The following is an 18060-nucleotide window of genomic DNA, read 5'->3' as shown; positions in this document are numbered from 1 at the left end:
CACCCCCAAAACTGCAAGGACGACACCCTATTTCAGTATCATTTCAGTTACTTGGTGCTTTTGCGCAGCTCTGGGACGACGGGAATGTCAATTCTTTTATTGGTCCCGATCGCCTCTGGAGAGGCCAGTAATGCCCCAATCAAGCGGCCTGCTTCTGAGCCGATTCGTTTCGGATCAACGATCACTGTGGAAATTGTCGGTTCAGAAAACCGAGACACTTCAAAGTTACCAAAACCGGCCACCCCGATCTCGTCCGGCACGCTGATCCCTTTGGCCTTCAATGCCGACAGCACACCAAAGGCAGGCGCATCCGAGACGCAGAATATACAGTCCGTATCCGGAAACCGGTCCAGCAGCTCCTGCACGGCCCCGGCACCGTCTTCGATAGACATGGGCGGCTTACCTGCCTGAACAATCCGATGGCTTTTCAACCCGGCACTGTCCATCGCCGCAAGAAAACCGGCGCGCCGTTCCGATCCGCGCGTCCAATCATCAGCCGCTTCGCCCAGAAACGCGATGTTCTGATAGCCAAGATCGATCAGGGCCCGCGTCATGTCGCCTGCCGCCTGAAAATTCGAAAACCCGATGGTATGGCCAATTGGCTCGTCGGGACGTTCCCAAAGCTCGACAACCGGAATACCAGCATCGCTCAAAAGGCTCCGGGTCCGCTCCGAATGGCCGTCGTAGGACAGCACGATGGCTTCGGGTCGCCTGCGCAACATGACTTGCACCAGATCTTCTTCGCGATCGGCTGAATAGTCCGTGTGTCCGAGCAGGATTTGCAGACCCAGAGTCTCAAGCTCTTCGGTCAGCGATTGGACCGTTTCGGCAAAGTGAAGGTTGTTCAAAGACGGAACCAGCACGGCAACGAAACCAGTCTTGCGCGTCGTGAGGCTGCCAGCCACCTGATCCGGCACGTAATTCATATCACGCACGACCTGCAAAATACGGTCGCGTGTTTCCTTGGAAACAGGACTGTCTTTTTTGAGCGCACGCGAAACCGTCATCCGGGACACACCGGCAGCACGGGCAACATCCCGCATGGTCACAGATCTAGATGGTTTATCCGTATGGGACACGCAGGCCTCGTTGATGTTACCGATCACAACTTTCGCCCAGCAGGCGTGCCGTTGCAAGGCTCAGCCAAAGCAGAACACAATGCGCAGGCCAATCAGCGCGTAAAAGCTCAGTCGTGTCTGGGAAAAACCAAGGTGGCAGCCCGTAGGGGAATCGAACCCCTCTTTCCAGGTTGAAAACCTGGCGTCCTAACCGATAGACGAACGGGCCATCCTTGGCGTGAGCCGCGTTCTATGAAATGCCGGGGCTGCTTGCAAGTGCAAAGTTACGATTTTCGCACGGTTTTCGCGATGTTTTTCACAACGGGAATACAGGCTGCATTCCCAATGTTTCTCAGAACCTTAGCAGATCAATCAGAGGTTTTGGCAGCGTCTTCCAGTCGTAATTGTACCTGACGGCGGCCACCCCATTCGTTGATTTCCAACCGCCCGGCCAAGTGAAACCGGCTGCCGCCGTGATTCACGAGGGCTGAACCAAGCGGTCCGTCGAATGCGCCAAAGGCGATCCCATCCAATCCTGCGCCCATCCCATCGTCACAGCGAAGCTTCAAATGACCGGTTCCCACCTGCTTGGCAAACGAGATCCGCGCATCAGCAATCGCAAAGCGTGGACCCGGTGCGCCCTGACCGAACGGACCCGCCCGCTCCAACTGCTCAAGCAGATCAACCGTCGCCGCGCCAGGCATCAACATGCCGTCCAGTTTGAGATCAGCTGCGCCACCCTGCCCAGCCCCTTGCTTGGCCAGTAACTGCGAAAGCCGCTCCATCGCAGGTTCAAGCTGATCAGCGGCGACCGTCAGACCCGCCGCCATTCTGTGACCACCGCCCTTGAGCAGCAAACCTTCGGCCGCAAGACGTTGCACAGATGCGCCCAGATCGACACCGCCAACAGAACGACCCGATCCCTTCCCTTCGTCCCCGTCCAATCCGATCACGACTGCGGGGCGCCCGGTTAGTTCCTTGAGCCGCGAAGCCACAATCCCGACCACGCCCGGATGCCATCCGGCTCCGGCCGCCCAAACCAATGGTGCGTCCAAACCACGCTCTTCAGCTTGGGCCAGTGCAGCAGCGCGCACCGATGCCTCGATTTCGCGGCGCTCAGTGTTCAAGGCATCCAGCCGTTCAGCCATGGCACGCGCTTCGTGGGGGTTGTCGCTTGCCAACAGGCGCGCGCCCAAATCCGCCTGACCAATGCGGCCACCCGCGTTCACGCGCGGGCCCAGAACAAACCCCAGATGATAGGATGACGGTGCGGTTTCCAGACGCGCCACGTCAGAAAGCGCCACAAGACCCGGCCGCTGACGGCCTGCCATTATGCGCAGTCCCTGCTGAACCAAGGCGCGATTGACACCGCGCAGCGGCGCCACATCGGCCACAGTTGCCAGCGCAACAAGATCCAGCATCTGCATCAGGTCCGGGCCTTTCTGACCGGCCTCACGCATTTGTCGGCCGGCCTCGACCAACATCAGGAACACCACGGCCGCTGCGCAAAGATGGGCTAGACTGCCGTCTTCATCCTGTCGGTTGGGGTTCACGACCGCCAAGGCATCTGGCAGAGTTTCGCCGCCAAGATGGTGATCAAGGATCACGACATCGGCCTCTTTGGCCGCCGCGATGGCGTCATGGGAAAGGGTTCCACAATCGACGCAAACGATCAGATCGTGGTTTGCGGCCAGCTCACGCATCGCTGTTGGATTGGGCCCATAACCCTCATCAATCCGGTCCGGCACATACAGTGTCGCGGGCAAGCCCATCTGGCGAAGCCAATCAATGAGAAGCGCCGCCGAAGTTCCACCATCCACGTCATAGTCAGCAAAAATCGCAATTTTCTGGCCAGACGTCACAGCGGCCACAAATCGGCCAGCCGCGGTTTCCATATCCCGCAGAACCCGGGGATCAGGCAGAAGGTCCCTCAGCTTGGGCTCAAGATAAGTCTGCGCCTCTTCGGCTGGCACACCCAACCGGGCCAGAACCGCACAGAGCGCGCGCGGCAACCCGCTGCGCTGCGCCATGGCCTCGGCTTGCCGCTCAATTTCTGTAGAAGGGCCGACCCAGCGCCGCCCCGTCAAACTAGTTTCGACACCCAGATAGGCCAATGCGCCCTGCGCGATCACGCGGTGGGGTTGCGATAGACCATCCGGCGCAACGAACCGGTTTTGGACCGCATCAACAGAGTTTCGACTGTCAGCCAGCCCACTTCGCGCTTGATGCCCGGCAGGAGCGACCCGCTGGTCACGCCCGAGGCCGCAAAGATGACGTTGTCTGTAACCATTTCGTCGCGGGCGTAGATTTTGTTCAGATCAGTGATACCCGCCTTGGCAGCGCGGCCGCGTTCATCGTCATTGCGGAAAAGCAACCGGCCGAAGATCTGGCCGCCCATACATTTGAGTGCCGCAGCAGCAAGGACACCTTCTGGCGCGCCGCCCTGCCCCATGTACATATCGATACCGGTCACGTCCGGTTCTGCGCAGTGCATGACACCGGCCACATCACCATCCGTGATCAGGCGAATGCCGGCACCTGTTGCGCGTACTTCGGCAATCATGTTTTCGTGGCGAGGGCGTTCCAGAATGCAGACAGTGATGTCACGCGGCGTGCAGCCCTTGGCCTTGGCCAGCGCCTCGACCCGTTCGGTCGGCGTCATGTCCAACGAAACAACACCGGCGTCATACCCAGGTCCAATGGCAAGTTTGTCCATGTAAACATCAGGCGCGTGAAGCATTGTGCCGCGCGGCCCCATGGCAATCACGGTCAACGCGTTCGGCATGTCCTTGGCGGTCAGCGTTGTGCCTTCCAGCGGATCAAGCGCGATATCCACGCCCGGCCCTGTGCCGTTGCCGACCTCTTCACCGATATAGAGCATCGGCGCTTCGTCGCGTTCTCCTTCACCGATGACAACCACGCCGGAAATGTCGAGCTTGTTCAGCTCTTCGCGCATCGCGTTCACCGCGGCCTGGTCGGCGGCTTTCTCATTCCCGCGTCCAACCCAGTCTGCGCTTGCGATGGCGGCCTGCTCGGCAACCCGGGCGAGACCAAGAGAAAGCATACGGTCGTTGAAATCGATTGGCGAGGTCATGTCAGGGGTCCTTGCGAGGTAAATAAGCTTGGCTGCGGTTTAACGTGACCCTAGCCATCACGGCAAGGGCACGCAGACAAACGATCAGGGATTATGGCCAAACGGCATGTTTCGTCGTGCGCCCAGGCAAATGGCGGGTTTCACACTTGCTCGATCCGAAGCGCCACAGGGTCGCCGTCAACAACTCCGGTCTGTGTCATTCCGACAAGTGCCTGCTCCAGCGCGGCACGGGTCGTTTTGTGCGTCACGATCAAGACCGGAGCGGTATCGTCGCTATGATCATACTGGCGCATACGGTTGATCGAAACGCCAGCTTCACCCAGGACGCTTGCGACCTTGGCCAATGCACCGGGTTTGTCGAACAGGGCAAGCCGCAGATAATAGGGGGCAGGCGTGGTTGCCTTGGCTGCCGGGACGGATTTCAAAGTGCCTGCCGGCTGTCCGAACGTGGTCAGGCGCGTGCCGCGCGCGATGTCGAGGATGTCGCCCAAAACAGCACTGGCTGTCGGCCCTTCACCAGCACCAGCGCCGCGCAATACGATTTGCCCAACCTGATCGCCTTCGATGACAACCATGTTGGTTCCACCAACCAACTGGCCCAAAGGCGAGGTCGCCGGAACAAGACAAGGGGCCATACTTTGTTCGAGCCCGCGGCCCGTCAGACGCGACACGCCAAGCAGTTTGATCCGGAAACCCATATCCGCCGCCTGACGAATATCCTCGATGCTGACGCGGCCAATGCCTTCCAGTTCTACCGCGTCGAAGTTCACCTGCGTTCCGTAGGCAATCGAAGCCAGCAAAGACAGTTTGTGCCCAGCATCAATGCCGCCCACATCAAGGTTTGGATCAGCTTCCAGATATCCAAGGCCATCCGCTTCGGCAAAAGCTTCATCATAGCTCAGGCCTGCGTCTTCCATGCGGGTCAGGATGTAATTGCATGTCCCGTTCATCACGCCCATGACGCGATCGATTTCATTCCCGGCCAGACCTTCGGTCAACGCCTTGATCACAGGGATCCCACCCGCGACGGCCGCTTCAAAGCGCAGAACAGCGCCATTTGCCTCGGCCAGCTCCGCCAGAGCTTGCCCATGATGTGCCAGCAGGGCCTTGTTTGCGGTTACCACATCCTTGCCCGCGCGCAGCGCGGCTTCGGTCGCCGCTTTGGCAGGGCCATCACTGCCGCCCATCAATTCCACAAAGATGTCCACGTCGTCGCGCTTGGCGAGTGCGACAGGATCGTCTTCCCAGGCATAGGCATCAAGATTGACACCGCGATCCTTGTCGCGGCTCCGCGCCGATACGGCGGAAATTTCGATGGATCGCCCCGTCCGCTCGGTCAGCAAAGCAGCCTTTTGACGGACGATTTTGACCACTCCGGCGCCCACTGTACCCAGACCGGCAATTCCGAGGCGCAGGGGGCTGGGGTTCTGGTTGGGCATGGCGCGGCTCCTTTGGCGCAAATTCTGATCGTGCATCCGTTATCGGGAATGCGGCGGCCGTGCAACGCCAAGGCGCGCGCGCTGCGCACTTTGCCTTGCTGCGGTGTCGCTGCTGAAACTGTTTGCCGAATTATTGTTCGCGCAGGGCAGCCGCCTTTTGGCGCAGACGCTTTATTCTTTGATCAATGCCCACTGGCCCGACACTCTGTGCCTGAAGCCGTGCAGCGCGTGCGCGCAAGCCGGCCACACGCCCGGTAACCTGTCCAATTTGTTCGATGGTGGCCCGCGGCTCCGGTCCCTTCAGCAGCTCATCCATCGGCAATAGCTTGGGATAAGGCGCATCCTCCAGACCCGGGGTCTGAACGGCATCCAGTTCTGGAAACTGGGTGCATCCCGAAAACGCGCTGGCCAAGACCAAGGCGGCAATCGGAACCCAATGCGGACGGCGGACACACAACATGATGGTCTTGTGCCGCAAGCGTCGCGCGGGGGCAAGCATTGCGCTTGATCTGAACGCATGTTCAGTTACGATCCGCTCATGGCAAGAACACAAGGCAGTCACGCTCAGATTACCGGCCCGCGCATTCGCGAGGCGGCACTTCATCTGTTTGCGGAACATGGGTTTGCCGCGGTTTCCATGCGCCAGATCGCGGCAAAGGTCGGCGTTCAGGCCGGTGCTTTGTATAATTACACGCCGGACAAACAGGCCCTGCTTTTTTCGCTTCTCAAGGGCCATATGGATGAGCTGCTTTCCGCCGCTCCGGATCAAACCACCGCATCTCCGCAGGACCGGCTAGAGACATTTGTGAAGTTTCACATCGAGTTTCACCTGCAGAGGCATGAGGCTGTTTTCATCTCCTACATGGAACTGCGCAACCTGACGGCCGAGAATTTCGAAGTGATCGAGTCCCTGCGCCGCGCTTATGAAAACCGGCTTGAGACAATCCTTCGCGATGGGGTCGCTGCTGGTGTGTTTTCGGTTCACGACACAAAGCTGACCACGATGGCAATCATCGCAATGCTGACCGGGATTACCACGTGGTACAGGGATGGCGGCCGATTGTCGGCAGACGAGGTCAGCGCAACCTATTGCGACATGGTTCGAAAGGCCGTTGGCGCCCTTTGAAACCGGGCAACTGGCCCATCATGCAAAATCCAAGGTTCCCCTCGCCCGTCCCTTCCGGTAATCGGGTGATCAAACCTGAAAAGACGACCCTTCAAGGCGACGCAAATGGCACGGCATCTAATTACTTCGGCAATCCCTTACATCAACGGGATCAAACACCTCGGAAACCTCGTCGGCAGCCAGTTGCCCGCCGACCTGTATGCCCGCTACTTGCGCGCCCGCGGTCACGAGGTTCTGTTCCTTTGCGCAACCGACGAACACGGCACGCCCGCAGAACTGGCGGCCGCAAAGGCCGGCAAGCCTGTTGCGGAATACTGCGCCGAGATGTGGGAAGTGCAAGCCAAGCTTGCCGATGGCTTTCGCCTCTCTTTTGATCACTTTGGGCGATCATCGAGCACGCAAAACCATAAGCTGACCCAGCATTTCGCAGGTGTCCTGGCCGATCAGGGATTGATCCGCGAAGTTTCGGAAACGCAGATGTATTCCAAGGCCGACGGTCGTTATCTGCCCGACCGTTACATTGAAGGCACCTGCCCGAACTGTGGCTTTGACAGTGCCCGCGGCGATCAGTGTGACAACTGCACCAAGCAGTTGGACCCGGTTGATCTCATCAACCCGCATTCGACCATTTCCGGCAGCACCGATCTGGAAATGCGCGAGACAAAGCATCTCTATCTGCGACAGTCCGAAATGAAAGACCAACTCGAGGAATGGATCGACACCCGCGAAGGCTGGCCGGTTCTGACGACCTCGATTGCCAAGAAATGGCTGAACGATGGCGACGGGCTTCAAGACCGTGGCATCACGCGCGACCTTGATTGGGGTGTTCCGGTACAGCGAGGCGACGAACCCTGGCCCGGCATGGAGGGCAAGGTTTTCTATGTCTGGTTCGACGCGCCCATCGAATACATCGCCTGTTCACAGGAATGGGTCGAAGCGGGCAAGGGTGACGACTGGGCCCGTTGGTGGCGTACCGACAAGGGCGCAGACGACGTGCGGTATACGCAGTTCATGGGCAAGGACAACGTGCCGTTCCACACGCTCAGCTTCCCGGTGACCATTCTTGGCTCGGGCGAGCCGTGGAAGCTGGTCGATTACATCAAATCGTTCAACTACCTGAACTATGACGGCGGCCAGTTCAGCACCTCGCGCGGACGGGGCGTCTTTATGGATCAGGCGCTTGAAATTCTGCCTGCCGATTACTGGCGCTGGTGGCTACTCAGCCATGCGCCGGAAAGCTCGGACAGTGAATTCACCTGGGAGAATTTCCAAATCTCCGTGAACAAGGATCTTGCCGACGTGCTGGGCAATTTTGCCAGCCGTGTGACCAAGTTCTGCCGCTCCAAATTTTCAGAAGCCGTGCCAGAGGCTGGCACTTATGGTCCCGACGAAGATCGGCTGATTGCCGCCCTGACGGACAAGCTGCGCGAATACGAACAGCACATGGAAGCCATCGAGGTTCGCAAATCCGCCGCTGCGTTGCGCGCGGCTTGGGTGCTTGGAAACGAATACCTGCAGGAAGTCGCGCCGTGGACCACCTTCAAGACAGATCCGGACAAGGCCGCAGCGCAAATCCGCCTCGCCCTTAACCTGATCCGCCTCTACGCTGTGGTTTCTGCGCCCTTCATCCCCGATGCGTCCAAGCAATTGCTGGACGCCATGCAAACTGATGACCGCAACTGGCCCGATGACGTTCCGAGCGCACTGGCTGCTTTGCCCGCTGGCCATGCCTTTGCCGTGCCCGAGGTAACTTTCAGAAAGATCACCGATGACGAACGCGCAGAGTGGCAAGAGCGCTTTGCCGGAGTGCGGGAGTAGCGAAACAAGAGAAACAGCCCGTGTAGACATTTTGTGCGATTGGGCTGAGCACCTTCCAGATCAATGCCTCAGGGCGGCAAATACCATTGCCTCAATGCTTGCCATCAGCATGTCCGGCTTGCTGGCGTCGATCGACCCTCTTGCAGCAGCGCCTTCTATCAAGTCAAGAATGAGGTCGGCGGTGCTCGTATCGACAATGGAAGGTCCAAAATCCTTGCTCTCGACGCCCTTGAAGAGCAAGGATGTCAGCGCCTCGGCAAGTGTAGAGCGCGCCTGTAGAAAACGCTCTGCGATATCGGGCTCTCGCATCGCTTCTGCCGCGATATCTAGGTACAAGATTGCCGCGTCATGATCCGAACAGTGTTGAAAATATGCCCGGGTGAATTCCCGCAGACAAACTGAAGGCCGCACATTTCGCATCAGCATTTCGACAAACGGGTCAACAGATGACAGTTCCAACTCGGCCAGACCAATCAACATGTCATGTTTGCTAGGAAAGTGATTGTAGAGATTTCCCAAACTGACGCTTGCGCGTTTGGCAATCTCTCGCATGCCCGTCTGATGAAAGCCTCTTTCAACAAAGCAGGCTGCAGCCGCATCCAAGACCTGCTCGCGGCGCTTTCGAGATGCGATTTCGCGATTGTTCAGAGGGCTATCCATTCTTCTTGGTTATCCGGCAATACCATATGCTTTCAAGAGTGTATGAAGCGCCTTCTCAACAACAGCCTCATCCGTTTCCGACGACAGTTCGAGCGCGACCGGTCCGCCGTTAAACGCAACCAAAACCGGAATTTTCGCGATCGGATACAGATTCACCCACGTATTGAAATACCCCGGTGGCAAGTCGTTAAATGGCGTGACAAGAAAATGAGCGTCACGATCCCAAAAATCGTCTTCGAACTGTAGATAGATCTTATCCAGCGTACCAAATCCAAGTTTTGAAATCGCTGTTTGGTGACGTGTTGGCAGAGCAGGCGTGAATTGAATGTGATCGGACTTCAGAACACCAAGCGGTACGGTGACAACCACCGCATCGAAGGCCGAATTGCCTCGTGTCGAGGCGACCCGCACATCAGTACCGCTGTAGTCGATATTCGTAACCACTTCCTTTAGCGACGTAACGTAGTCACCTTCATAATTTTGCAGGACTTGATCGTACCCATCAGGGAACAGATATTCGTCACCCGAATAGTCTGATCTGAGCAAATAACCCCAAGTGTTTAACGACCCCGCTCCGGTTCCCGCATGATTGTTGAAAAGAGCGATCTCCTCGAACCAGTCTGGCAACTCATCGGCGTTCAGGAGCGCCCCATCGCGCCGTATAGCCAAAGAGTCTTCTAGCGATATCGCGCGGTGCATGCCGGCACGTTCAATCTCGGGCACAAGCGGATTGCCATCGGAGCCATGCAACCAACTTGCGCCAAGATCGGCAGAAAATCCTAGTTTACGGTCGGTATGAATTCGACCCCCAATCCTGTTTCGGGCCTCAAGAACCTCAACGTCGCGCCCTGCCTCGCTCAGAAGCTGAGCGGCTACAAGCCCTGCAATACCGGCACCAATGATGCCAATCTTCCTGTGGGTGTGATCCAGCAACTTGGCCGCAACCTGACGACCCGATTCAAGCGCCGCATGCACTGAACTGTTGCGATCTGGGTTCACCGCTTCGCCTGCAAAAAATACTCTGTCGGATACTGGCGTGCCCAAGTGCCTATGGTGTTTACTCCAGGCCCCGCGCGCCAAATGAGAATACGATCCAAATGAATAGGGGTCGCGGCTCCAGTTCGTTCTCAGATAGCCGACGGGCTGTGGATATTTTTGACTTTGTGACAACGCAGGCCAAGCTGAAAATCCAGCAAACGCTGAGCTGGCGGCGCCACCAATCACGGTTCTGCGTTTCACAAGCATCTCGAATCTCCGACAAAACAAATCACAAGAAAAATGAACGATCGTTCGTTCATTGTAAAGATCAACCTATCGCAAAAGACGACTTGCCCGGCTCGAGCCGACTTGTTTGTATTTCAAGTGAGGTTTCTAGAACTTCAGTCTTGGGATCTCAGCTTTTGCCAGGGGTCATTCAACCGCTACGAAGAGATCTCATTGTGTCGCACAAACACCGCTGGCTGCCGTTCGGCCTTGAGTGCCCATTCCATCTGTGCGTCGGTTTCAATAGCGCAGGGCCGAACACTGCGAAGACGGTCCAGCGCCTCATCAGGTGCCTCACCGGCTTCGATCATCAGGCGCAGGGCAACCATTCCCGACCGACCACACCCGCCCCGGCAATGCACCAGAACACGTCCACCGCCCAGCATGGCACGCCGCGCCCGATCACTGATCTCGGGCCATTGTTCTTCGAACTCCGGCCCCGGCACGCCGTAATCCTCAATGGGCAGATGCGCCCAGCGCGTGCCCTTGTCCTGAATATGCTGACCCAAATCCTGCGCGCCGACAGCGACCAGTTCGACCTGTGTCACAAGCGAAATGACACAAGCCGGTGTCCAGCTGGAAATATGCTCCAGATCCCCGGAAAAATCACCGCCACAGCCGGGCAAAGGTGAAAGCGCCAGAATGCCACCGCCCACCGGCAGCGCATGAATTACAATCGTTGTGGCATCGCCGGACAGACTAGAGCTGACGGGCTCGGAATGTGTCACAAGCATTCATATCCCCCAATTCATAGCCTCTGGCGAACCATCTGGACCGTTGCTCAGATGTGCCATGCGTAAATGTATGCGGCTGCGGGAAGCGCCCGGCGCGCCGCTGCAAATGGTCGTCTCCAATCTTGCGGGCCGCGTTCAGCGCTTCCTCCAGATCGCCCGGCTCCAGAAGGCCGCTCACGTTCCGGGCCCAAACCCCGGACAAACAATCCGCCTGCAATTCCAGGCGGACCGTCAACGCATTGGCCTCCACCTTGGAAACCTGCTGGCGCATGCGGTTTACCTCACCCAGAATACCGACTTCGTTCTGCACATGGTGGGCCACCTCGTGCGCAATCACGTAAGCCGCCGCAAAGTCGCCGCGTGCGCCAAGGTTTTGCGACAACGTCGCGAAAAACTCTGTGTCGAGATAAGCTTTCTCATCGGCTGGGCAGTAAAACGGACCGGTGGCCCCGGATGCACCCCCACATGGCGACGAGGTCTGACCAGAAAACAAAACCAGCACCGGTGGCTCATAAGGACGGCCGAGTTGATCCGGAAAAACCTGTCCCCATACCTGTTCGGTCGTGCCCAAAACCCGTGACGTGAATTCCGCAGCGCGCTCTTCTTCCGCGGTCAAAGGCCCCGCAGACGTCTGGTCTTGTGGCAAACCCTGTTGAAGCAGTGGCGTAACATCAATGCCGGCAAAATAACCGACAGCCAGAACGAGCAACAAACCCACCCCACCGATTTTGGCACCGCCTCCGCCATTCGAACGGCGGCGGTCCTCAATATTACGGCTACCGCGCAAACCACGCAGTTTCATTGGTCCCTCCCAGATGGTCCGGAGGAAAGGATACACATCACGGCGCAAAGGCCAACGATTCGCCACTTTCACCGATTGCTTGGTTCAGACAACCTGCCCCGGATATTTCATGGCCCAGTCGCGCAGGAACTCTGAAATATCGGCCCGACCGGCGTTCAGTGCCGTTCGCCGGGGCAAGGCCACGCCCGCCGTCAGGGCCAGACGCAGACATTCCAGATAGTCGCGGCCCTGCCTGCTGGGATTGTTTTCCGAGCCATGAATGATCGTCGAAAGCAACGTGCCGCCATAACCGTTCACATGGGACAGATCAGCCTGCAGATTGATGAAGTATTGCATGACCTCGGGCAAACCTTCCCAGCCTGCGACATGCAAAGGCGTCAGCCCTTCGGAATCAGGCGCATCAAATGGCAAACCCAGCGCCACCAGCCTTTTGACATGGCCCAGACGCCCGGGCAGATGCAGAATTTCCCGGATCAGATGCCGGTATGCCTCTGGCAGCTTGGCTGGATCGATAAACTGACCCGGACTTTCAAGGCCATCCGCAGCCCGGGCAAGCAATACCTCTTCCGGCGTCAGTTCGGCCGTTGCACCCATCGCCTCGATCGCTCGGGAAACTGCGCGATTGCCATGAACCCGCGCGAAACCATAAGCGTTGGCGCCGCGATAGACGCGGTTTGGATCCGCCCCCGCCTGTATTAACAGGTCAGTCATTCGGGCATCAGATGACCGCCGAGCGGCCTGATGCAGCGCAGGGCATACCCATGGTTGCTCCCCTCCGATTTCGGCATCGTTGAAATCATCCGCTTGGGCACCATGCGCGATCAGCATCTCAACCGCGGTGTGATCGTGGAAATCCATCGCCCGCAAAAGCGCGTTGGTTCCATGCGGGTTTGCCCCCGCCTCAAGAAGCATGCGCAAACCATCATGATGCCCAAGCTCCGTAGCATGATACAGGGATTCCCCATCATTTGGGTCCGCACCGTTGTCCAGCAACCAACGTCCCAAAACCATATTGTCCGCGTGCCCGATGGCACCGTAGAGCGCTGACAGCAGATGATCATCGCCTTGTTGGAACGGATATCCGTCGTTGACGTCCGCGCCATTTGCCAAAAGCATATCGGCCACCGAAACCATGCTTTCCTGCAGATCTGGCCGCGCTTTGTGCCACCGCGAGAAAGCCAGATGCAAAATTGGCCGCCTTGGTCCGATCTGCCGCGTCGCGTAACCCGGATCATCCGCCAGCATCCGCGCCACTTCGCTCTGATCGTACAAAGCGCACGACAGGCCAAAGGCCCCCTTGTTCAGATCTGGATACTGATCCAGCAGCGCCGAAACCTTTTCGTTCTGACCGTGGTATAGCGCAAACTTCAGCCGTTGTTGCGCAGCGGCGCGATCCAGCCCAAGTGTCTCTGAGGCCTTTACCAAGGCAGGCCAGCTTTCGAAAAGCGTTTCACGGGCTACAACATGCAACGCATCTGCCAGCTTGATCTCTGCCCTCGCTCCGAGATGGCTTTCCACTCGGTGTCGGGCGGCGGCTTCACCGGTATCAAACGCCTTTTTCAAACGCTTGGCATCACGGCGCAATTGTTCAGTTGATTGGGATTGGGTCATTCGGATCTCTCCTCGCAAGCCCGATGGTCCGTTAAACCAGGCAGGAAAGCCGAATATGATAATCGTTCGGACTTCAGGCAGGTGCGTATCCACGCTTTCCACGGACCAGGCAGCCCCCTGCATTGGGCTAGGCCAGCGTAGCAAACGCTGGCCTACGGAACAAGCGCCCGTACAGGCGATCTTCTTCGCAAAAAAGGGCCGCAACCCGACTTGGTGATCGCTTTGGGCGGTGGACGCGTCTTGCCCCCCGGCGTAGGCTATGTGGGTTCTGACTCGCAAAGGCATCGCATGACCGACAGTCCTCAATATCAGGTTCTCGCGCGCAAATATCGCCCGGAAACCTTTGCCGATCTGGTCGGACAAGAAGCAATGGTGCGCACCCTGCGCAACGCCTTCAAGGCTGACCGCATTGCGCAGGCCTTTGTGATGACAGGCATCCGGGGCACCGGTAAAACGACAACAGCGCGGATCATTGCCAAGGGCATGAACTGCATCGGCGCAGATGGTACCGGCGGGCCGACAACGGATCCTTGCGGTCAATGCGAACATTGCGTCGCCATCATGGAAGGCCGCCATGTCGACGTGATGGAAATGGATGCCGCGTCCCGAACCGGCGTGAATGACATCCGCGAAATTATCGACAGCGTGCACTACAGGGCGGCCTCAGCACGGTACAAGATTTACATCATCGACGAAGTGCATATGCTTTCGACCAGCGCGTTCAACGCATTGCTCAAAACGCTCGAAGAACCCCCCGCGCACGTCAAGTTCATCTTTGCCACGACCGAAATTCGCAAAGTGCCGGTCACTGTCCTGTCGCGATGCCAGCGTTTTGATTTGCGCCGTATCGAGCCCGAAGACCAAATCGCCATGTTGCGCCGCATCGCAACGGCCGAAGGCGCTGAAATTTCGGACGAGGCATTGGCGCTAATCACCCGCGCCGCCGAAGGGTCCGCTCGCGATGCGACCTCACTGCTGGATCAGGCGATCAGCCATGGCGCCGGAGAAACCGGGGCAGACCAGATCCGTGCCATGTTAGGCCTTGCCGACCGGGGGCGGGTCATGGACCTGTTCGAGCATATCATGCGCGGCGATGCCGCCACAGCGCTGAGCGAGCTTTCGTCGCAATACGCCGATGGTGCAGATCCTCTCGCTGTCTTGCGCGATCTTGCCGAACTGACACATTGGATTTCGGTGGTCAAAATCACGCCTGACGCCGCCGAAGACCCGACGATCGGCCCCGAAGAACGCGACCGCGGTCTGGCCTTCGCAAGCGGCCTTGGTATGAGGCCCCTCAGCCGCATGTGGCAAATGCTGCTCAAGGCCATCGAAGAAGTCAGCGCAGCGCCCAGCGCGATGATGGCCGCGGAAATGGCTGTCATCCGCTTGACCCATGTGGCCGAACTACCCTCACCCGAGGAATTGGTGCGCAAACTCAAGGACAGCCAGCCGCCCGCCGGTCCCGGCCCATCTGGTGGCGGCCTTTCGCAGGGCGGTCACTCCGGCGTACAGGCGACCAGCAGCACCCTGCCCGCTCCGACACATACGGCTCCCTCCGGCCCCACAGCCGTCTCCGGAGCACAAGCCGCGACCGCCATTGCCACAGATCAGGCCCTCGCCCGTTACCCGACCTTCGAGCACGTGATCGACCTGATCCGGGCAGGCCGGGACGTCAAGCTGCTGGTCGAGGTGGAAACCGGACTGAGGCTTGCGGCCTATCAACCCGGGCGCATCGAATTCACGCCTACCGAAAATGCAGCCGCCGATCTCGCCCAGCGCCTCGGCTCTGCTCTGCAAAGGTGGACCGGCAATCGCTGGGGTATTTCAGTTGTGGGCGATTGTAATGCCCCGACGATCGCCGAAGTGCGCGATGCCGAAAAAAACGCACTGCATGCCGAGGCCGCTGAACATCCACTGGTAAAGGCTGCGATGCAGGCGTTCCCCAAGGCACAGATCAAGGAAATCAGGACCGCACAGGACCTTGCCAACGAAGCCGAGGCCGAAGCTCTGCCCGAGGTGGAGGACGAATGGGATCCATTCGAGGAATGATGGGTTTGATTTGCCAGCGGGATGGTGGGCGGGGCGACGGCGCAGCCGAGCGGCGCGCAGCATCCCTTTCGGCTGGTTTGATCCTGCTTCCTGGGGCGGCGGCTGCAGAGGTTTGCGACAAGACACGCCCGGACTGGGACGGAACCCCGCAAAGCATGATCTCCGAAGCAATTGGCCTGTTCCTGTCTCCGGCAGGGCTGTTCTTGTGCGCCGCCATGGCAATGGCACTGGTCTTCCGGCACGCCATGGGAACCGCAATCGTAGCGCTGCTCTGGTCGTTCTTTATCACCGCTTTGGTCATGGGGCTTGATGATCCCATCCGCGCGGCAGCCGTGAACGAAGGATGCGTTGCGCCTCCGACCTTGTTCATCGCGGCTTCGACTGCAATATGTCTTGCAGCCGTGACTTACACATTCCGCCGCGAAAAGCGGCTTTGATACAAACAGGAGTAGACGATGCTGAAAGGTCTGGGAAATCTTGGCGACATGGCCAAGATGATGAAATCGGCACAGGAAATGCAGGGCAAGATGATGCAACTGCAGGAAGACCTCGCCGAAATGATGGTCGTCGGTGAATCCGGAGCGGGCCTCGTCAAGGCAACTGCAACAGCCAAGGGTGAATTGAAGGGCCTCGATATTGATCCTTCCATTTTCAACGGTGACGACAAGGAAGTCGTGGAAGACCTCATCCTTGCTGCCATCAAGGACGCGCAGACCAAGGCCCAGGATCGCAGTCAGGAAGAGATGCGAAAACTGACAGATTCAATGGGTCTGCCGCCGGACATGAAGCTGCCATTCTAATTCGATCATGATGTTTCTTCCCGGATCCAAGGGCTTTTTCCGTGTTGGGCCCATTGCGCTGTTGCTGGCCTTGGTCGCAGCGGTTTTCTACCTGGTCCGGGTCGGAAACATTGCGCCTGAGCGATCAACACAAGAAGCCTTCTTTGTCGGCACGTTGATCGCCAATTCCGCTGCGGCCCTGTTTTTGGCTGGCGCTTTGGGGCGACAGGTTGGCGGCTTTTTCGAAATGATGTCGCCCGGCAGCGGCGGGCCGGTACTGGACCGCATTTTCAATCAGCGCGGAAACCTCGTGATCGCGGCAATCCTGACCTTGCTGATCGCCGGATCAGTCTGGTCCATCGCGCCATGGTCGGCCGAAGCCTACGCCAAGCCGGGATTGGACGGCCCACTGGTTATCCTGCTCTTGCTTGTGAACGTTCCGATCGGGCTCGCTGTCGGGGCGCTCGTTCACTATTGGTGGGAAGCCTATCGCGCGTGGACCGGCGAAGATCTGCGGATCTTCCCTTTGCCGCGCAAAAAGCTCGTCCGCTACACCATGATCAACACGACAACCACCGTGACCGCCGCGGTGATCGCCTGCTCCACCTTTCTGGGCCTGCGCGTTTCTGTCTTGCAACCCGATCTGGCTATTATCGTCTTTTCGGTGGTCTCGCTGATGTTGGTCGGCGCAACCTATGTCGTCCCTCTGTTCAGCCTGTCGACGCGGTTGCACCTTTCCAAACATGACCTTCTGGGTGAGATCGAAGAAGAACTTGCGCATTGTTTTCAGGCCCAACACGCGGACGATCTGCAAGGCAAAGGCGATCAGGTACAATCCCGGGTCGATGGTCTGCTGGCCTACCGCGAAACTGTTCGAAACATGTCGACCTTTCCGCCAAATGGCGAATACTCTTTCACGACAGCCGCTGGCGTTGTGATCTTGGCATTGCTGCCTGCCTTTATTGACTACATACTGTCACAAGGCCTTTGAACGGCGCGGCCAGCACAGCCCCAAAGAGCGGTGAGCCATGAGCAGAAACGACCCCATCGCAGCCCTGATTGATCTGATGGCTCGACTTCCCGGATTGGGCCCACGATCCGCGCGGCGGGTTGTTCTGCATCTCATTCGAAAACGCGGCGCATTGCTGCAACCCCTGGCCGATGCCATGCAGGCAGTCGCACGGTCTGCCCGCGAATGTTTGAATTGCGGCAACGTGGGCACTTCTGACATCTGCGAGATTTGCGAGAGCGAGGCTCGGGCAACCGGCCTTTTGTGCGTCGTCGAGGACGTTGCAGACCTTTGGGCCATGGAACGGTCCGGTGTCTTTCGAGGGCGCTATCATGTTTTGGGAGGAACCTTGTCTGCCCTGGATGGTGTCGGACCAGACGACCTGCGAATCCCGCAACTCAAATCCCGCTTGGCCAGCGAGGGGATAACAGAGGTGATCCTCGCCCTGAACGCGACAATCGATGGCCAGACAACCGCCCACTATATCGCTGACGAACTGGGCGGCGCTGTTTCGGTGACGTCCCTCGCGCAGGGTGTGCCGATTGGTGGCGAGTTGGACTATCTGGACGACGGAACCATCACGGCGGCTTTGAACGCGCGAAAGGCCTTTTGACATCG

17 protein-coding genes and 1 tRNA gene are annotated in these 18060 nt (G+C 58.4%); 7 read left to right on the top strand and 11 right to left on the bottom strand.

Annotated elements, in window-relative coordinates; translation table 11 throughout:
- Positions 1-47 precede the first annotated feature (47 nt).
- The 6 genes from PFY00_RS05005 to PFY00_RS04980 form a co-directional block, all read right to left on the bottom strand.
- Positions 48-1106: a LacI family DNA-binding transcriptional regulator gene (locus PFY00_RS05005; RefSeq protein ID WP_271431401.1), complete on the bottom strand. Its 1059-nt coding sequence runs from the start codon at positions 1104-1106 to the stop codon at positions 48-50.
- A gap of 106 nt (positions 1107-1212) precedes the next feature.
- A tRNA-Glu gene (locus PFY00_RS05000) sits at positions 1213-1287 on the bottom strand.
- Between the two features lie 139 nt (positions 1288-1426).
- Complete coding sequence (gene recJ / locus PFY00_RS04995) at positions 1427-3172, bottom strand: single-stranded-DNA-specific exonuclease RecJ (protein WP_271431461.1); 1746 nt, start codon at positions 3170-3172, stop codon at positions 1427-1429.
- A gap of 14 nt (positions 3173-3186) precedes the next feature.
- Positions 3187-4152, bottom strand: a complete 966-nt coding sequence (glpX, locus tag PFY00_RS04990; RefSeq protein ID WP_271431400.1) for a class II fructose-bisphosphatase — start codon at positions 4150-4152, stop codon at positions 3187-3189.
- A 140-nt stretch (positions 4153-4292) separates the two neighbouring features.
- On the bottom strand, positions 4293-5591 hold the full coding sequence (locus PFY00_RS04985; protein ID WP_271431399.1) for a homoserine dehydrogenase: 1299 nt from the start codon (positions 5589-5591) through the stop codon (positions 4293-4295).
- A gap of 130 nt (positions 5592-5721) precedes the next feature.
- Positions 5722-6051 (bottom strand): hypothetical protein, encoded by a 330-nt coding sequence (locus tag PFY00_RS04980; protein ID WP_271431398.1) that lies wholly within the window; start codon positions 6049-6051, stop codon positions 5722-5724.
- Between the two features lie 78 nt (positions 6052-6129).
- On the opposite strand from PFY00_RS04980, the gene PFY00_RS04975 reads away from it, so the two are divergent.
- Positions 6130-6717, top strand: a complete 588-nt coding sequence (locus PFY00_RS04975; protein ID WP_271431397.1) for a TetR/AcrR family transcriptional regulator — start codon at positions 6130-6132, stop codon at positions 6715-6717.
- Positions 6718-6822: 105 nt separating this feature from the next.
- Positions 6823-8535, top strand: a complete 1713-nt coding sequence (gene metG, locus PFY00_RS04970) for a methionine--tRNA ligase (protein ID WP_271431396.1) — start codon at positions 6823-6825, stop codon at positions 8533-8535.
- A 60-nt stretch (positions 8536-8595) separates the two neighbouring features.
- Here metG and PFY00_RS04965 read toward each other — a convergent pair whose 3' ends face one another.
- The 5 genes from PFY00_RS04965 to PFY00_RS04945 all read right to left on the bottom strand — a co-directional run bounded on the left by PFY00_RS04965 (position 8596) and on the right by PFY00_RS04945 (position 13605).
- Positions 8596-9195 (bottom strand): TetR/AcrR family transcriptional regulator, encoded by a 600-nt coding sequence (locus PFY00_RS04965; protein ID WP_271431395.1) that lies wholly within the window; start codon positions 9193-9195, stop codon positions 8596-8598.
- Between the two features lie 9 nt (positions 9196-9204).
- Positions 9205-10440: a flavin monoamine oxidase family protein gene (locus tag PFY00_RS04960; protein ID WP_271431394.1), complete on the bottom strand. Its 1236-nt coding sequence runs from the start codon at positions 10438-10440 to the stop codon at positions 9205-9207.
- A 176-nt stretch (positions 10441-10616) separates the two neighbouring features.
- The gene (locus tag PFY00_RS04955; protein WP_271431393.1) at positions 10617-11192 is read right to left on the bottom strand and encodes a phosphatase domain-containing protein; all 576 of its coding nucleotides are present in this window, start codon (positions 11190-11192) and stop codon (positions 10617-10619) included.
- Entirely contained in the window at positions 11158-11994 is an 837-nt protein-coding gene (ypfJ, locus tag PFY00_RS04950; protein WP_271431392.1) for a KPN_02809 family neutral zinc metallopeptidase, read from the bottom strand. Before ypfJ ends, PFY00_RS04955 begins: the two co-directional genes overlap by 35 nt.
- Positions 11995-12078: 84 nt before the next feature.
- Positions 12079-13605, bottom strand: a complete 1527-nt coding sequence (locus tag PFY00_RS04945) for an ankyrin repeat domain-containing protein (RefSeq protein ID WP_271431391.1) — start codon at positions 13603-13605, stop codon at positions 12079-12081.
- A 288-nt stretch (positions 13606-13893) separates the two neighbouring features.
- Between PFY00_RS04945 and PFY00_RS04940 the strand changes: the two genes are divergently transcribed.
- From PFY00_RS04940 to recR, 5 genes are read left to right on the top strand one after another with little or no spacing between them, the layout of a single operon-like run.
- Positions 13894-15654, top strand: a complete 1761-nt coding sequence (locus PFY00_RS04940) for a DNA polymerase III subunit gamma/tau (protein WP_271431390.1) — start codon at positions 13894-13896, stop codon at positions 15652-15654.
- On the top strand, positions 15633-16091 hold the full coding sequence (locus tag PFY00_RS04935; protein ID WP_271431389.1) for a hypothetical protein: 459 nt from the start codon (positions 15633-15635) through the stop codon (positions 16089-16091). The genes PFY00_RS04940 and PFY00_RS04935 overlap by 22 nt, the downstream gene beginning before the upstream one ends.
- Positions 16092-16109: 18 nt before the next feature.
- A complete protein-coding gene (locus PFY00_RS04930) occupies positions 16110-16454 on the top strand; it encodes a YbaB/EbfC family nucleoid-associated protein (protein ID WP_271431388.1) in 345 nt (114 codons plus the stop codon).
- 7 nt (positions 16455-16461) lie between these two features.
- Entirely contained in the window at positions 16462-17424 is a 963-nt protein-coding gene (locus PFY00_RS04925; RefSeq protein WP_271431387.1) for a hypothetical protein, read from the top strand.
- 37 nt (positions 17425-17461) lie between these two features.
- Entirely contained in the window at positions 17462-18055 is a 594-nt protein-coding gene (gene recR, locus PFY00_RS04920) for a recombination mediator RecR (RefSeq protein WP_271431386.1), read from the top strand.
- Positions 18056-18060: the final 5 nt, after the last annotated feature.

The organism is Thalassococcus lentus (assembly GCF_028023555.1).
GTDB lineage: Bacteria > Pseudomonadota > Alphaproteobacteria > Rhodobacterales > Rhodobacteraceae > Thalassococcus_A > Thalassococcus_A lentus.
Note: the sequence above shows the minus strand (reverse complement) of the source record. Positions and strands in the feature narration are given on the sequence as shown.

Bases quoted from the DNA above. Each gene is read 5' to 3' on its own strand.
- glpX (WP_271431400.1), bottom strand. From the start codon at position 4,152: ATGACCTCGCCAATCGATTTCAACGACCGTATGCTTTCTCTTGGTCTC.
- PFY00_RS04985 (WP_271431399.1), bottom strand. From the start codon at position 5,591: ATGCCCAACCAGAACCCCAGCCCCCTGCGCCTCGGAATTGCCGGTCTG.
- PFY00_RS04980 (WP_271431398.1), bottom strand. From the start codon at position 6,051: ATGTTGTGTGTCCGCCGTCCGCATTGGGTTCCGATTGCCGCCTTGGTC.
- PFY00_RS04975 (WP_271431397.1), top strand. From the start codon at position 6,130: ATGGCAAGAACACAAGGCAGTCACGCTCAGATTACCGGCCCGCGCATT.
- metG (WP_271431396.1), top strand. From the start codon at position 6,823: ATGGCACGGCATCTAATTACTTCGGCAATCCCTTACATCAACGGGATC.
- PFY00_RS04965 (WP_271431395.1), bottom strand. From the start codon at position 9,195: ATGGATAGCCCTCTGAACAATCGCGAAATCGCATCTCGAAAGCGCCGC.
- PFY00_RS04960 (WP_271431394.1), bottom strand. From the start codon at position 10,440: ATGCTTGTGAAACGCAGAACCGTGATTGGTGGCGCCGCCAGCTCAGCG.
- PFY00_RS04955 (WP_271431393.1), bottom strand. From the start codon at position 11,192: ATGCTTGTGACACATTCCGAGCCCGTCAGCTCTAGTCTGTCCGGCGAT.
- ypfJ (WP_271431392.1), bottom strand. From the start codon at position 11,994: ATGAAACTGCGTGGTTTGCGCGGTAGCCGTAATATTGAGGACCGCCGC.
- PFY00_RS04945 (WP_271431391.1), bottom strand. From the start codon at position 13,605: ATGACCCAATCCCAATCAACTGAACAATTGCGCCGTGATGCCAAGCGT.
- PFY00_RS04940 (WP_271431390.1), top strand. From the start codon at position 13,894: ATGACCGACAGTCCTCAATATCAGGTTCTCGCGCGCAAATATCGCCCG.
- PFY00_RS04935 (WP_271431389.1), top strand. From the start codon at position 15,633: ATGGGATCCATTCGAGGAATGATGGGTTTGATTTGCCAGCGGGATGGT.
- PFY00_RS04930 (WP_271431388.1), top strand. From the start codon at position 16,110: ATGCTGAAAGGTCTGGGAAATCTTGGCGACATGGCCAAGATGATGAAA.
- PFY00_RS04925 (WP_271431387.1), top strand. From the start codon at position 16,462: ATGATGTTTCTTCCCGGATCCAAGGGCTTTTTCCGTGTTGGGCCCATT.
- recR (WP_271431386.1), top strand. From the start codon at position 17,462: ATGAGCAGAAACGACCCCATCGCAGCCCTGATTGATCTGATGGCTCGA.